The organism is Pseudarthrobacter sp. WHRI 8279 (assembly GCF_040224115.2).
Lineage (GTDB): Bacteria > Actinomycetota > Actinomycetes > Actinomycetales > Micrococcaceae > Arthrobacter.
Window position 1 is genome coordinate 3,047,016 of sequence record NZ_CP168162.1, and the last position, 13,947, is coordinate 3,060,962.

Sequence of the window (13,947 nt, forward strand, 5' to 3'; positions counted from 1 at the left end):
GATTGGCCGCGCCCTCTTTTACCGGGGTGCTCTTGGCTTTAGCGCTGCTCTCCTCGTCGGCGGGAACGCCGCCGGTACCGGCCGCAGGGCCGCCGGCGGCTGCAACGGGGCCCAGCAGCGTCAGCCTGGGCGCTCCGGCCATGACCGACGGCGCCGGGGCCCCCTCCGGCGCGGGCTCCGGCGGATCCCTGCTCGCCCCCGCGGTTGAACCGGATATCCGCCCGGCCTCACCCACGGGGCCCATGGCTACGGACCCGCTGCCGGAACCTGTGATGCCGGAACCTTTGCCGACGGAATCTGAGGCGGCGGAACCTATAGCACCCCCACCCGCCACCAGTCCGTCCACCGGCACCCTTGATGATTCGGTCGGGCCTGCGGCACCGGCACCCGTTCCAGCCTCCGAAGAAGAACCTTCCCCCGAGGTTCCTTCCATTCCTCCCCTCTGGGCGCCGGACGCTGAACTTTCCTCGCCATCGGCGTCCGGCCTTGCGGCCCCGGAATCCCTGGCTGCTCCGGCGCCCGAAGCCCTCATTCCCGACAGCAACGCAGCGGCCATCCTCACGGTGTTCAACCGGATCAATGAGTACCGGGCGTCCAAGGGCCTGAACCCCGTGAAGTACCACGCAACAGTGGCAGCACTGGCACAGGAATGGTCGGACAGCATCGCCTCCCGCGAGGTTATCGAGCACCGCGCCAGTTTCTGGACCGATCAGCGCGCCCTGAGCCCGAACAACGGTGCCGGTGAGGTCATCGCAATCCGAACGGACCGCGACGCGGCGCTGCTGGTGGAATGGTGGAAAGGCTCCCCCGGCCACAACGCCATGCTGCTCGATCCTCGCTTCAATGTCATGGGGGCCGGGATCAGCTATACGGACCGCACGTACAAGATCTGGGGCGTGGTGAACTTCTTCGGCTACACCACCCTTCCCGCCGGCACTACCGACTCCCCCGGTGGGACCGGGTCGGGCACACCCTTCCCGGCACCGCCGCCCACCATGTGCGACGCACCCGTACGGCACATGCCACCCACGCTTGACCTCTCGGCCGCGGCCATCAAGGGGCCCGCAGACCTGGTGACCGTCGATTCTTCCGGCCAGCTCCTGGCACGTGCAGCCACGGGCGCGCGCACCTACGCCGCGGCCAAGGTCATCGGCTCAGGTTTTGCCGGCGCCAAGGAAGTGTTCACTATCGACTGGGACCGGGACGGCGCCTATGACCTGCTCACGCAGTGGAGCAGCGGCACCCTGACCCTCCACCGCGGCATTGCCGCCGGCGGATTCCAGCCACCCGCCACCCTCGGAAGCGGCGGGTGGGAAACCCTTACCCTCGCCGTGGGCGGGTGGTGTGCCAACAACAGGCTCCCCCAGATCCTTGCCCTGGACGGGGCGGGGAACCTCTACCTGTACCCCAATAAGGGCCTGGGCGACCTCTCCGCACGGACCTTCGTAGCCTCCATCGGTGCCGCCCGGAAGCTGTCCATGGTGGATTACGACGCCGACGGGTTCCAGGACATCCTGGCGCTCCGGGCTGACGGCTCAGTCCAGCTGCACCGCGGCTGGGGCACCACCGCGCTGCGCGCCGAAGCCAGGGCCACCGTGGCTACCGGCTGGGGTGACGTCACGGGCATCAGGCCGCTGCGCAACGTAACCGGCCTGAACTCCACCGGGCTGGCCCTGCGACGGGCATCCGACGTTGTGCAGTACTGGGACCTGACCTCCGGAAGCCTCGCGTCGCCGTCGAACATCCCTGGCCCGTGGGCCGGGCAACGCCTGGCCCAGTAGGCGCGCCGCCGCGGTGGACGCGGGTACGCACATCGTGCAGCGAAGCCTGCCCGCGGCTGGCGGGGCTGGCGTGCTGGTGCGGGCCGACGGCACTGAGGCGGCTGGCGTGCTGTGCAGGCCCACGGGACTGAAGCGGCTGGTGCGCTGGCGGTGTGGCGGGGCGGAACGGGGCTACCTGGCCGGTTGCAGTTCCAGGACGTCCTTGAGCCGTTCCAGCTGCGCCACCTCGGAGCAGAGGCTCCGCTGAAGCATCCTGTTGAGGAATCCGATCCGGTCGAGGAACCTGAGCCTGTGCAGGATGCCGGCCGCCCCCTCCGCCCGGGCCTCAAGGGCAAACCTGACGCGCGTTCCCGCCGCCTCCGTACTGAGGTAGTAACCGCCCGAACGGTGGGCGGGGCCGGAGATGGCCTGGAACCGGATTTCGGCGCCGGGCCTGGCGTGGGTGATCTCCAGCTCCGCCGGGATGCTCAGCCCGGACCGGCCGGCCACCATCTTCCGGTACACCGCTCCCTGGGATGCCGATGCGCCCTGCAGCAGTTTGACGCTGCGCACCGAATCACTCCACACGGGCAGGTTGGTCGCATCAAGAAGGTACAGATACACGGCCATGGCGTCCCGCCGGATGAGGACCTCGTGTTCTGCGAATGCCATGGGGATCTTTCTGTGGGTAACGTCGGCGTGGCTCATAGCTGCAATCCCCCCGGCCCCGCAGCTACCCGGAACAGGTTAGCCAGCGCGCGGCAGGCGCACCTAGCTACGGCAGGCGGCGTTATTGAAGAGTTACTGGATGACGCGCCTGCAACCGGGACACGGGCGGTCCGCAGGCCGGGTGGGCAGAGCAGGCAAACTTCTGCGCTAAGCTATGTTCTGCCCCTCCACGGCGGGGCAGCGCGGCTGTAGCTCAATGGTAGAGCGCTAGCTTCCCAAGCTTGATACGCGGGTTCGATTCCCGTCAGCCGCTCCACGCTCGCAGCGGGACAGAAGACAAACCACCCCGGGACCATTAGGTACCGGCGTGTATGGTCAGAAGTCAGGAACCTCTTCGGTTCCGCTACAGGAGCAATTCATGGCTGACAAGTCCCCGCGTCAAACAGCATCCAAAAAATCCGGCAAGTCCATCAAGGAAAAGCGGGCCGACAAAAAAGCCGCTTCCGCCCCGGCCAGCTCCCTGGACGTGACGCCCGGCAAGGCCGCCAAAAAGAAGTGACGGGGCCCCGGAACAGACTCACCCTCGGCGTCCTGGCATCAACAAAGAAGCCCGACGAGCGCCGGCTCCCCATCCACCCGCTGCACGTCGAGCGCATCGCACCCGAAATCCGCGAGCACATCATCCTCGAAACCGGCTACGGCGAGCGGCTGGGCGTCTCGGACGAACACCTCTCACCCTTGGTGGGCAGGATGGCCGGCAGGGAGGCGCTGCTGGCGGAGGCCGACGTCGTCCTCCTGCCCAAGCCGCAGCCGGAAGACCTTCAGGATATGCGGGACGGCCAGGTCCTCTGGGGCTGGCCGCACTGTGTCCAGGACCGCGCCATCACCCAGCTGGCCATCGACAAGAAGCTGACGCTGATCGCCTTTGAGGCCATGAACCACTGGGCCAGCGATGGCGGCTTCGGGCTGCACGTGTTCCACAAGAACAACGAACTCGCGGGGTACTGCTCCGTGCTGCACGCCCTCGCCCTGACCGGGTCCACCGGCGACTACGGCCGAAGGCTGAGCGCCACGGTCATCGGCTTTGGCGCAACAGCCCGGGGCGCCGTCACTGCCCTGAACGCCCACGGGATCCACGACGTCCAGGTGCTGACCAACCGTGGCGTGGCCGCCGTCGGCGCGCCCATCCACTCGGTGAACATCGTCCAGTTTGACCACGACGACGAAGCCCCGTTCCTGAGCCAGGTCATCAGCGAGCGCGGCCGGGTACCGCTGGCGCCGTTCCTGGCCGAGAGCGACATCGTAGTCAACTGCACCCTGCAGGACCCCAACAACCCGTTGACGTACCTGCGGGTGGAGGACCTGGCAGCGTTCAGTCCGGGGAGCCTCATTGTGGATGTTTCATGCGACGAAGGCATGGGTTTCAGCTGGGCCCGGTCCACCACCTTCGCCGACCCCATGTTCACGGTGGGCGGCCACATTAACTACTACGCCGTGGACCACAGCCCGTCCTACCTCTGGAACTCCGCCAGCTGGGAAATCAGCCAGGCCCTGCTGCCTTTCCTGGAAACCGTGGTCAGCGGCCCCGGGGCGTGGGACGGCAACGAGACCATCTCCCGTGCCATCGAGATCCGCGACGGCGTCATCCGCAACAAGGATGTGCTGGAATTCCAGAAACGCGAAGAGGCATACCCGCACCTCGCGCTGTAATCCTGGCTATGCGGCGGCCCGCCGGACAATCCGCACGGGCTGCCGCCGGTCCTTGAAGTCCACCCTCAGCAACAGCGAACCCTTGCGCGCCAGGATCACCGCGACAGTCAGCGCCGCGAGGGCGGGCACGCCGCCGGACACCAGCAGTGCCACATGCGGGTCGGCGTGCTCGGCGATCCAGCCCAGCATGGGCCCGCCGATTGCCTGGCCGCCGATCAGGACCATGATGTACAGGCTCATGACCCGGCCCCTGATCCCCATGTTGGAGCTGACCTGTACCAGCTGGTTGGACCCGGTGAGGAACATCAGGCACCAGAACCCTGAAAGCACCATCACCGCGCCGAACACCGGCATGGATGGTGCCAGCGCGGCCAGGCACAGCATGGCCCCGTACATTCCCGCGCAGAACACCACCGAGCGCAGGCGGAGCTGGCGGCGCCGGGTGGACGCCACCGCACCGGCCAGCGCGCCAAGCGCCACCAGGGCGTTGAGGAGCCCGTACCCGGCGGCACCGGCGTTGAATACGTTGTCCGCGAAGGCGGCGAGCACCACGGGCAGGCTCATGGCGAAGACCGCGATGAAACCTGCCATCAGCCAGGGCCAATAGATAGTGGGCTTGCCCAGCGCGTAACGCAGTCCCTCGCGCAGCATCCCCTTGGTCTTCGGGGCAGGCTCACTCACGAACAACTGGTCCTTGCGCAAAAGAAGCAGCATGGCCACGGTGGAACAGCACGCGAGCGCGTTGCCGGCGAAGGCCCATCCCGCCCCCACGGCAGTAAGCATCCACCCGGCCAGGGCAGGACCAATGAGGCCGCCCAGCTGGAAGGTTGTGGAGTTGACGTTGATGGCGTTGCGCAGGTATTTGGGCCCAACGAGTTCGTTGACGAAGACCTGCCGGGCCGGCTGGTCGAGGACCGTCACCAGGCCAAGCACCAGTGCAATGACGTAGACATGCCACACCTCAACGGCCCCGGTCAGCGCGAGGACCGCAAGCGCGGCCGCCAGGACCGCCGCCATGCCCTGGCAGAGAATCAGGATCTTCCGCTTGGCGAACCTGTCGGCGATCATCCCGCCCCACGGCCCCAGGAGCAGGGATGGCAGGAACTGCAGCGCCACGGTGATGCCCACGGCGGTGACGGAACCGGAGAGTTCCAGCACCATCCAGTCCTGGGCGATCCGCTGCATCCAGATGGCAACGACGGCGATGAAGTGGCCTGCTGCGAAAATACGGAAGTTGGGGACGCGCAGGGAGATGAAGGTGTGCTTCCAGGGCAGGCGTTCGCTGACGACGGCGAGGGGCTGGGTCTGGTGGTCAGGGGGTGCCGGGTTGGCGTTATCGATGATGGGCTGGGTGACGGTTGCCGATGACGGCGGTGGGGGTGCCACAGGTGTGTCCTCAAGTGCGTGCGGTCCGGGATGTCCTTAACGCTAGGCTGGGACACGTGATTATGGAGGCGTATCGTCCCTATAACTCGTATTGCAGACCGCAATGCCCTCGTTGTCCGCCCGATGCCCCCGGAGTCCACGTGTTCGAACCGGCCCAGCTGCGCTCCTTCCTTGCCGTCGCAGAAACACTGAGCTTCACCAAGGCAGCCGAGCGGCTGGGCCTGGCCCAGCCCACGGTCAGTCAGCACGTCCGCAAACTGGAGGCAGCTGCCAAAAGGGTCCTGGTCAGCCGGGATACGCGGGATGTCAGGCTGACGGACAACGGGGACGCGATGGCAGGCTTCGCCCGGAACATCCTGGCAGCCCACGACTCGGCCTCCCGCTACTTTTCCGGCTCCGCCATGCGCGGACGGCTGCGCTTCGGCACGGCTGATGACCTCGCCATCACCGGCCTGCCCCGGATCCTGCGGGAGTTCCGGCAGATCTACCCGCAGATCAACCTGGAGCTGACAGTGGGCCAAAGCGACCAGCTGTACCGGAAGCTTAACGCGGGGCAGCTGGACCTGGTTTTCGTCAAGTGGGTGGCGGGAGCCAAGGACGGAACGGTGGTCCAGCACGATTCCTTTTCCTGGGTGGGCCTGGAGCAGACCACACTGGATCCGGCAGCGCCGGTCCCGCTCATCGCCTACCCGTCCCCCAGCCTGAGCCGGAAACTGGCCATCGACGCCCTCGAGTCCCATGGCAGGACCTGGCGGATCACCTGCACTACGCGGCAGATCAGTGGGGTGCTGGCGGCCGTGAGGGCAGGAATCGGCGTGGCGGTCATGCCGTCGTCGCTCGTTCCCGAGGACCTGAAAATCATCACCCGGCGGTTCGACCTGCCGGCGGTGGGCGACGTGGACTTTACCCTGATCCGCAACCCGCTGGCTAACGCAGAGGTCATCGACGCACTGACGCAGTCCATTGTGGGCAGGACGATTAACCGGCAAGCATAACGCCGTTACCGCCCCTTTGGGCGCAGCCATTCGCCCGTTTCCATTGATTGCGGAAGGTTGCATCCCCTATGCTGACTTTCTAGGTCAAGCAGCTGGCCGGTTCTCAAGTACGGGGGGCCTCCTGCATGTCAGGAATTCCGCCCGAGACAGGCAGCCAATGACGACAGCCAGGAACACCCATGCCAGTTCGGCCCACGCGCGGCCGCTTAACACTGCGCGGACGCCGGCCACCCGCCGCTCCAATCTAGGCGCCGGGATCGCAACAACCGATACCGGCTATGTAGGAAAACCCACCTGCGACACCTGCCGGACGGACGAGTTCGTCTATCTGGAGTCCTACATCCCGCCAACCTACCGGCGTGATGGAACGGTCGCTTCGTTGGGCGAGGTCGCGTACACGTGCACCCGGTGCGAGGATTTCTCCGCCCACAGCGTTCCAGTGACATGGACGCCGCCCGGGTGGTACTTGGGTTAGCTACCGCGAGGTCTCCACCCGCGCAACAGGCGCGGACTCATGACGGCAAAGAAGGCCGGGAGCCACCATAAGGTGTCCCCCGGCCTTCTGCTTGCACGCGCCACGTCGTCCGCGGAACGGGCAAGCGCGCCTCCAGCCAGGGCCAGCGCCCCGCGGAGCTAGATCAGCGCGTCCGAGAGATGGTTCGGGGTTCCGAAACGGTGGGCGGTGATGCTGACGGCCTGCTCATGCAGGAAGGGAAGCAGTTCAACGCGTCCCGCTTCCGTGACCGGGTGGGCGTAGACGGCGAGGTCGGGGCGGCCGCCTGTGGCCTTGGCCAGCTCGGTGGAATCCCCGCCGATCAGGCGGATGCGTCCGTTGGACAGCTTGCCTGCCGCGGCGAGGCGTCCTGCGGAAGCCAGCCAGTCGGCGTCGGACTCCACGGTCACCTCGATGTCCAGCGCGATCAGTACCGGGCGCAGCTGGGCGGGAAGCTCGATGGCAGTGGACACCGTCAGTTCCGATCCGGCCAGCACGCCGGCCGCCACGGTCCGCACCAGGTGCGCCAGCGGTGCACCCTCGGACAGCCGCACCGTCACGGGAAGGCTGCGGTAGCGGAAGATGTTTCGTTCCGCAGTGAGTCCGGAGACGTCCTTGGCGGTACCGAATTCATCAGCCCAGGCCTGCGCGTCGGAGGCAAGTGCGCGCTGGACGGACGCGAGGCCTTCAGGTTTCAGCGCGGCTTCGGCTGCATCGATGATGCGGCGCACGCCCGGGTGGGTGATCTCAGCGTTCGCGGCGCTCTTGGCTGGGGTCCAATCACCCAGGCCGGCCAGGTAGTTGGGTCCGCCGGCCTTGGTCCCTGCGCCGACCGCGGACTTCTTCCAGCCCCCGAACGGCTGGCGCTGCACGATGGCACCCGTGATGCCGCGGTTCACGTAGAGGTTTCCGGCCTGGATGCTGTCCAGCCAGGTACCGAGTTCCTCGGAGTTCAGGGAGTGCAGGCCGGCGGTGAGGCCGTACTCGATCTGGTTCTGGATGGCGATGGCCTCTTCCAGGGTCTCTGCGGTCATCACGCCCAGGACCGGCCCGAAGAATTCGGTCAGGTGGAAGTAGGAGCCGCGCTTGACGCCGTACCGCACGCCCGGGCTCCAGAGCCGGCCGGTGTTGTCCAGCTTCTTCGGTTCCACCGCCCAGTTCTCGCCCTCGCCAAGGGTAGTGAGGGCGTTGAGGAGCTTGCCGTTGGCGGGCTCGATGATCGGTCCCATCTGGCTGGTGGGATCCTCGGGGTAGCCCACCTTCAGGGAGGTGACCGCATCGACCAGCTGGTTGTGGAAGCGCTTGGACTTGGCTACCGAACCCACCAGGATCACCAGAGACGCGGCGGAGCACTTCTGGCCGGCGTGGCCGAACGCGGAGTACGCCACGTCCTTGGCTGCCAGGTCCAGGTCCGCGCTGGGAGTGACGATGATGGCGTTCTTGCCGCTGGTTTCGGCCAGCAATGGCAGGTCCTGGCGGAAGGAGCGGAACAGCTCGGCGGTCTCGTAGCCGCCGGTGAGGATCACGCGGTCAACTGCCGGGTGGCTGATGAGCTGCTTGCCGAGCTCCCGCTCACCCAGCTGCACCATGGTCAGCACGTCACGCGGCACGCCGGCTTCCCAGAGGGCCTCGACCATCACGGCACCGCTGCGGGCGGCCTGCTTGGCAGGCTTGAGGACGACGGCGGAGCCGGCGGCGAGTGCCGCGAGGGTGGACCCGGCCGGAATGGCGACCGGGAAGTTCCACGGCGGCGTGACCACGGTGAGCTTGGCAGGGACAAACGTGGCGCCGTCGACCGTGCCCAGCTTCCGGGCGGACTCAGCGTAATAGTGGGCGAAGTCAACGGCTTCGCTGACCTCGGGGTCGCCCTGGTCGATGGTCTTGCCGGTTTCACTTGCCATGACCTCGAGCAGGTCGGCGCGGCGGGCCTCCAGGACATCTCCGGCGCGGTGCAGGATCTCGGCACGCTCGGCGCCGGACAGGGCACCCCAGGCCTTGCCCTTTTCGACGGCGGTGCTGATGGCCTCGTTCAGCTTTGCTTCTTCGTTGATGAAGGCAGCTTTCACGGACGCGTTGCCCAGGGTGGAAGACGGGACGCGCTCCAGGATGGCCCGGCCCCAGTCACGGTTGGCAGGCAGTGACGGGTCCGTGTCCGGGGTGTCCTTGAACGAATCGTGCGGCAGGGACTGCGGCGGGAGGTTGCGGTTCTGCTGCCGGTTGGGCGCCGGAACGCTGTTGTCCAGTGCCTCCAGTGAGGCAAGGAAACGCTGCTTTTCGCGCTCGAACAACACCTCATTCTCGCTCAGCTCGAACACCGCAGACATGAAGTTGTCCTGGCTCGCGCCCTCCTCAAGGCGGCGGATCAGGTAGGCGATCGCGACGTCGAACTCGGCAGGGTGCACCACCGGGGTGTAGAGCAGGAGCGAGCCCACGTCCTTCTTGACCGCTTCGGCCTGGCCCTGCGCCATGCCCAGCAGCATTTCAAATTCCATCCCGGACTCAACGCCGCGCTGCTTGGCCAGGAGCCAGGCAAAGGCGATGTCGAACAGGTTGTGGCCGGCAACGCCGATCCGGATGTTCTTGATCCGCTCCGGGTGCAGGGAATAGTTGATGACGCTCTTGTAGCTGGTGTCCGAGTCCTGCTTGGTTCCCCACGTGGCAAGCGGCCAGTCGTGCAGCGAGGACTCCACCTGCTCCATGGGGAGGTTGGCGCCCTTCACCACGCGGACCTTGATGGCGGCTCCGCCGTCGGCGCGCCGCTCGGCAGCCCAGTCCTGCAGGCGGATCATGGCTGACAGCGCGTCCGGCAGGTAGGCCTGGAGCACGATGCCGGCTTCAAGGTTCTTGAACTCGGGCTTGTCCAGGATCCTGGTGAAGACCGCGATGGTCATGTCCAGGTCCTTGTACTCCTCCATGTCCAGGTTGATGAACTTGGCCTTCGGAAATGAAGCTGCGCGCTCGAACAGCGGGGTGAGCTTCTCGACGACGTGCTCAACGGCTTCGTCGAAGGCCCACGGCGAGTGCGGGGCCACGGTGGAGGAGACCTTGATGGAGACGTAGTCGACGTCGGGACGCGCCAGCAGCGTGTGCGTGCCTTCGAGCCGGCGTGAGGCCTCGTGCTCCCCCAGGACTGCTTCCCCAAGGAGGTTGACGTTCAGCTTGATGCCGTCCTTGCGGATCTTCGCGATGGCGGGGCCCAGCTTGGCGTCGGTGGCGTCAACGATCAGGTGGCCCACCATCTCGCGCAGAACCTTGCGGGCGATGGGGATGACCACCTGGGGCATCATCGGGGCCATGGTCCCGCCCAGCGCCACGGCGCTGCGCATGTACCAGGGCAGGAAGGTGGGGACTTTGGGGGCCAGCGCGGCGAGGTTGCGGGCGGCAACGTTCAGGTCCTCGGGGCGGACCACGCCGTCCACGAAGCCAACGGTGAATTCCAGGCCGTTGGGGTCCTTAAGGACTCCGGCCAGCTGCTGGGCGGAAGCGTCCACGGGAACCTTCGACGCCTCGGTCAGCCAGTGGCGGACCAGTGCCACCGCTTCACTGGCCAATGCCTTGGCCTGGGGCACGTCAACGTCGACAGTCCGGGGCGCAGTTCCGGTGGCGGCTGCCGGTTCCATTGCAATGTGGGTCATGGCGTTTCTCGTTCTTTCCTGGGGTTTCAAGGAGGTCTTATCCACCAGTATGAGCTTCCGCTCACATAAGATAAAGCGATCTTTTCTAAGCAATACAAGTTAGAAAAGATGAAGCTTTGAGCCCCCGGCCCCGTGCCCCGCCACTCAGCGATTCACCCACCACGCTCCCGCATTTAACGGTGCAAATTTCCGCACGCTCTCCCACTTGATGCAGGAACTTTGCGGACGCTCTCTCACTTGATGCAGGAAAAACGGAAAACGCTCTATCACCCTCCAGAGGAAAGGTGAACTGCTCCCCGGAAGTTGGACTGAGAAATTCAGTTCCGACTTCCGGGGAGCAGTTTTATGCATACACGTAGTTCATTGTCTGAAGCGCAGCGCGAGGCGGCTGTAGCGTTGTTTGAGAAGGGTGTCGGGTATGGGTCGGCGGCTCGGTCGCTGGATGCGCCTCGTGTGCCGGTCAGGGCGCTGTATGGGCGGTGGAGGATTCATGGGCAAGGAGTGCTGGTGGCCAGGCCGGTGAGGTCGTACTCGTTTGAGTTCAAGCGTGCCCTGGTCGAGCGGTTCCTCGCGGGCGAGTCCGGCCCGGATCTGGCAGTCGAGGCAGGTCTGGCCTCGCGTGAGCTGCTGCAAAAGTGGGTCCTGGCGTACCGGCGCGAAGGCGAGGACGGGTTGCGGCCCAAGCCCAAAGGCCGGCCGCGGAAACCCGATTCGCCGCCGCCTGCGGATTTGTCCGAGCTTGAGCGGTTGCGGCGGGAGAACGAACGGCTGCGCGCTGAGGTGGCGTACCTGGGAAAACTGCGGGCCTTGAGGGAACAGGGACGACGGTAAAGGTTCAAGCCGTCGTTTCCCTCAAGGCTGACTATCCGCTTGGTGTCCTGTTGAACGTCGCCGGGCTGGCCAGGTCGACGTTCTTCTATCACCAGCCCCGGCTGCAGGCGCCGGACCCGGAAGAGAAACTCAAAGCCGCGGTCACGGAGATTTTCGAAACGAACCATGGCCGGTACGGGCACCGGCGGGTCCATACTGAGCTGTCCAAGCAAGGGTGGACGGTCGCGAAGAAGACTGTGCTGAAGCTGATGCAGGAACTCGGGCTGGTCTGCAGAGTCCGGCGCCGGAAGCGCTACAACTCCTACCAGGGCGAACAGGGCGCGGTAGCGCCCAACGTGCTGAACCGGGAGTTCGACGCCGATGCACCGAACCAGAAGTGGGTTACCGATGTGACGGAGTTCAGCGTCGGGGACCGGAAACTTTACCTCTCACCGGTCATGGACCTCTTTGACCGGCAGATCATTTCCTACTCGCTGGGCTCATCCCCGAACCTGGCGCTCACCAACGATTCCCTGCGTGAGGCCCTGACCTGCCTGCAGCCCGGCGAGCAGCCGCTGGTGCATTCGGACCAAGGTTTCCAATACCGCCACCCCTCCTGGCGCACCCTGATCGCGGGCGCCGGTGCGGTCCAGTCAATGTCCCGCAAGGGCAACTGCTACGACAACGCCGTCATGGAAAACTTCTTCGGCCACCTCAAGGAAGAACTCTTCCACCGCGTCCGATTCCTCAACACCGACGCACTGGCCGCCGCCGTCGAGGAATACATCCACTGGTACAACACCAAAAGAATCTCAACAAAGCTCAAGGGCCTGAGCCCGGTCCAATACCGTGCCCAGGCCCTCGCAGCTTAGGATCCTATTTAGCCAGTCCAACTTCCGGGGAGCAGTTCAAGGTGATAGAGCGTCCGGGGTAAAGCGACTTTGAGTGAGAGAGCGTCCGGGGGTCAGACCAGGGGGCGGTGCATCTCCACGATCTCGTCATGCCGGGGGCTGTTGGGATTCATCAGCGAGTGCTTCTTTCCGTAAAAGAAGTAGATGGCCAGGCCAACAAGGAGCCAGACGCCGAACCGGGCCCAGGTTTCCCAGTGCAGCTGGAACATCAGGAATGCCGACGCCAGCACGCCGAACGCCGGGATGAACGGCATGAACGGCAGGCGGAAGGTCCGGGGTGCGTCCGGCTTCTTGTAGCGGAACACGATCACCGAGAAGCAGACGACGACAAACGCGGCCAGGATGCCAATGTTGGTCAGGTCGGCAACAGCCTTGATGGGGAACACCCCGGCAAGCAGGGCGGAGGCGACGCCGGCGATCCACGTGACGCGCTGCGGGGTGCCGTGGCGGTCTGTCTTGGAGAACCAGCCGGGCAGCAGGCCATCGCGGCTCATGGAGAACCAGACGCGGGTGACACCCAGGAGGAAGGTCAGCATCACGGTAAGGATGGACAGAACGGCGAACACCGAGATGATGGTGGCGATCACCGGCAGGCCAACACCCGTGAAGGCCGAGGCAAAGCCCGCCGTGGGGTCAATGTCCTTATAGTTCTGCATGCCGGTGAGCACCAGGGTGGCCGCCACGTAGAGCAGCATCGCAATGATCAGCGACAGGATGATGGCCTTGGGCATGTGCTTCTTGCCGTCCTTTGCCTCTTCCGCCGCGGTGCTCATGGCGTCATAGCCGAAGACGGCGAAGAAGACAGTGGCTGCGCCGGCCAGGACCGGACCGAAGCCGCTGGGCATGAACGGGTTGTAGTTGTTGGTGTCGATGTAGAAGACGCCCAGCCCGATGATGAAGAGGATCAGGATGACCTTGATGGCAACGGCTACGAGTTCGAACCGTCCGAAGGCCTTGGTGCCGCGGGACAGAATCCAGGTCACGATCAGGCAGACCGCGATGGCCGGGATGTTGACGACGCCGCCCCTGCCCTCGTCCGCAGTGGAGGTCATCCAGATAGGCATGTTGATGCCGATTCCCGATAGGAAGGCATCGAAGTAGCCGGAGATGCCGATGGCAACCACCGCCACGATGGCGATGTACTCCAGCAGGAGGTCCCAGCCGATGAACCAGCCGATGATCTCGCCGAGTGCTACGTATCCGTAGGTGTAGGCGGAACCGGCGCGGGGAATCATGCCCGCGAATTCCGCATAGGACAAAGCAGCGGCGGCGGACGCAAGGCCAGCCACCAGGAAGGAGATCAGTACCGCGGGCCCCACCCCGGGCGTGCTCTCGCTGCCGGCGGCCACCAGTCCCGCGAGGGAAAAGATGCCGACGCCGATGATGCCGCCTACGCCGATCGCCGTAAGCTGCCAAAGCCCGAGTGACTTAAAGAGGCCACTATGTTTGTTCTCTTCCTCAATGTCGTCAATGGGCTTGCGCCGCATGATCGACTGGGTCATATCTCTAGTGCTCATCAGGAACTCCTGCTTGGGGTGCGACCCCGTCACGGCGCGCGAAGAATCGCTTGTGACGGGG

10 protein-coding genes and 1 tRNA gene are annotated in these 13,947 nt (G+C 65.4%); 7 read left to right on the forward strand and 4 right to left on the reverse strand.

Annotated elements, in window-relative coordinates; translation table 11 throughout:
• The first annotated feature begins 26 nt into the window (after positions 1–26).
• A complete protein-coding gene (locus tag ABRP28_RS14095; protein WP_350004105.1) occupies positions 27–1,781 on the forward strand; it encodes a CAP domain-containing protein in 1,755 nt (584 codons plus the stop codon).
• Positions 1,782–1,952: 171 nt separating this feature from the next.
• Here ABRP28_RS14095 and ABRP28_RS14100 read toward each other — a convergent pair whose 3' ends face one another.
• The gene (locus ABRP28_RS14100; RefSeq protein WP_350004106.1) at positions 1,953–2,432 is read right to left on the reverse strand and encodes a hypothetical protein; all 480 of its coding nucleotides are present in this window, start codon (positions 2,430–2,432) and stop codon (positions 1,953–1,955) included.
• A 239-nt stretch (positions 2,433–2,671) separates the two neighbouring features.
• On the opposite strand from ABRP28_RS14100, the gene ABRP28_RS14105 reads away from it, so the two are divergent.
• From ABRP28_RS14105 to ABRP28_RS14115, 3 genes are all read left to right on the forward strand, one after another.
• Positions 2,672–2,745, forward strand: a tRNA-Gly gene (locus tag ABRP28_RS14105).
• Between the two features lie 102 nt (positions 2,746–2,847).
• Positions 2,848–2,988: a hypothetical protein gene (locus ABRP28_RS14110; RefSeq protein ID WP_350004107.1), complete on the forward strand. Its 141-nt coding sequence runs from the start codon at positions 2,848–2,850 to the stop codon at positions 2,986–2,988.
• The gene (locus ABRP28_RS14115; RefSeq protein ID WP_350004108.1) at positions 2,985–4,139 is read left to right on the forward strand and encodes a N(5)-(carboxyethyl)ornithine synthase; all 1,155 of its coding nucleotides are present in this window, start codon (positions 2,985–2,987) and stop codon (positions 4,137–4,139) included. Before ABRP28_RS14110 ends, ABRP28_RS14115 begins: the two co-directional genes overlap by 4 nt.
• A gap of 6 nt (positions 4,140–4,145) precedes the next feature.
• Here ABRP28_RS14115 and ABRP28_RS14120 read toward each other — a convergent pair whose 3' ends face one another.
• Complete coding sequence (locus ABRP28_RS14120; RefSeq protein WP_350004109.1) at positions 4,146–5,525, reverse strand: MFS transporter; 1,380 nt, start codon at positions 5,523–5,525, stop codon at positions 4,146–4,148.
• 140 nt (positions 5,526–5,665) lie between these two features.
• Here ABRP28_RS14120 and ABRP28_RS14125 point away from each other — a divergent pair, with 140 nt between their 5' ends.
• A complete protein-coding gene (locus ABRP28_RS14125; RefSeq protein ID WP_066279926.1) occupies positions 5,666–6,520 on the forward strand; it encodes a LysR family transcriptional regulator in 855 nt (284 codons plus the stop codon).
• A 633-nt stretch (positions 6,521–7,153) separates the two neighbouring features.
• Here the strand turns inward: ABRP28_RS14125 and ABRP28_RS14130 are convergent.
• The gene (locus ABRP28_RS14130) at positions 7,154–10,648 is read right to left on the reverse strand and encodes a bifunctional proline dehydrogenase/L-glutamate gamma-semialdehyde dehydrogenase (protein WP_350004110.1); all 3,495 of its coding nucleotides are present in this window, start codon (positions 10,646–10,648) and stop codon (positions 7,154–7,156) included.
• Between the two features lie 507 nt (positions 10,649–11,155).
• Between ABRP28_RS14130 and ABRP28_RS14135 the strand changes: the two genes are divergently transcribed.
• Both ABRP28_RS14135 and ABRP28_RS14140 read left to right on the forward strand, forming a co-directional pair.
• Positions 11,156–11,479: a helix-turn-helix domain-containing protein gene (locus ABRP28_RS14135; RefSeq protein ID WP_374152860.1), complete on the forward strand. Its 324-nt coding sequence runs from the start codon at positions 11,156–11,158 to the stop codon at positions 11,477–11,479.
• A 50-nt stretch (positions 11,480–11,529) separates the two neighbouring features.
• Complete coding sequence (locus ABRP28_RS14140) at positions 11,530–12,330, forward strand: IS3 family transposase (protein ID WP_374152861.1); 801 nt, start codon at positions 11,530–11,532, stop codon at positions 12,328–12,330.
• 92 nt (positions 12,331–12,422) lie between these two features.
• On the opposite strand, the gene ABRP28_RS14145 is transcribed toward ABRP28_RS14140, so the two are convergent.
• The gene (locus tag ABRP28_RS14145) at positions 12,423–13,886 is read right to left on the reverse strand and encodes an amino acid permease (RefSeq protein WP_231455219.1); all 1,464 of its coding nucleotides are present in this window, start codon (positions 13,884–13,886) and stop codon (positions 12,423–12,425) included.
• Positions 13,887–13,947 lie beyond the last annotated feature (61 nt).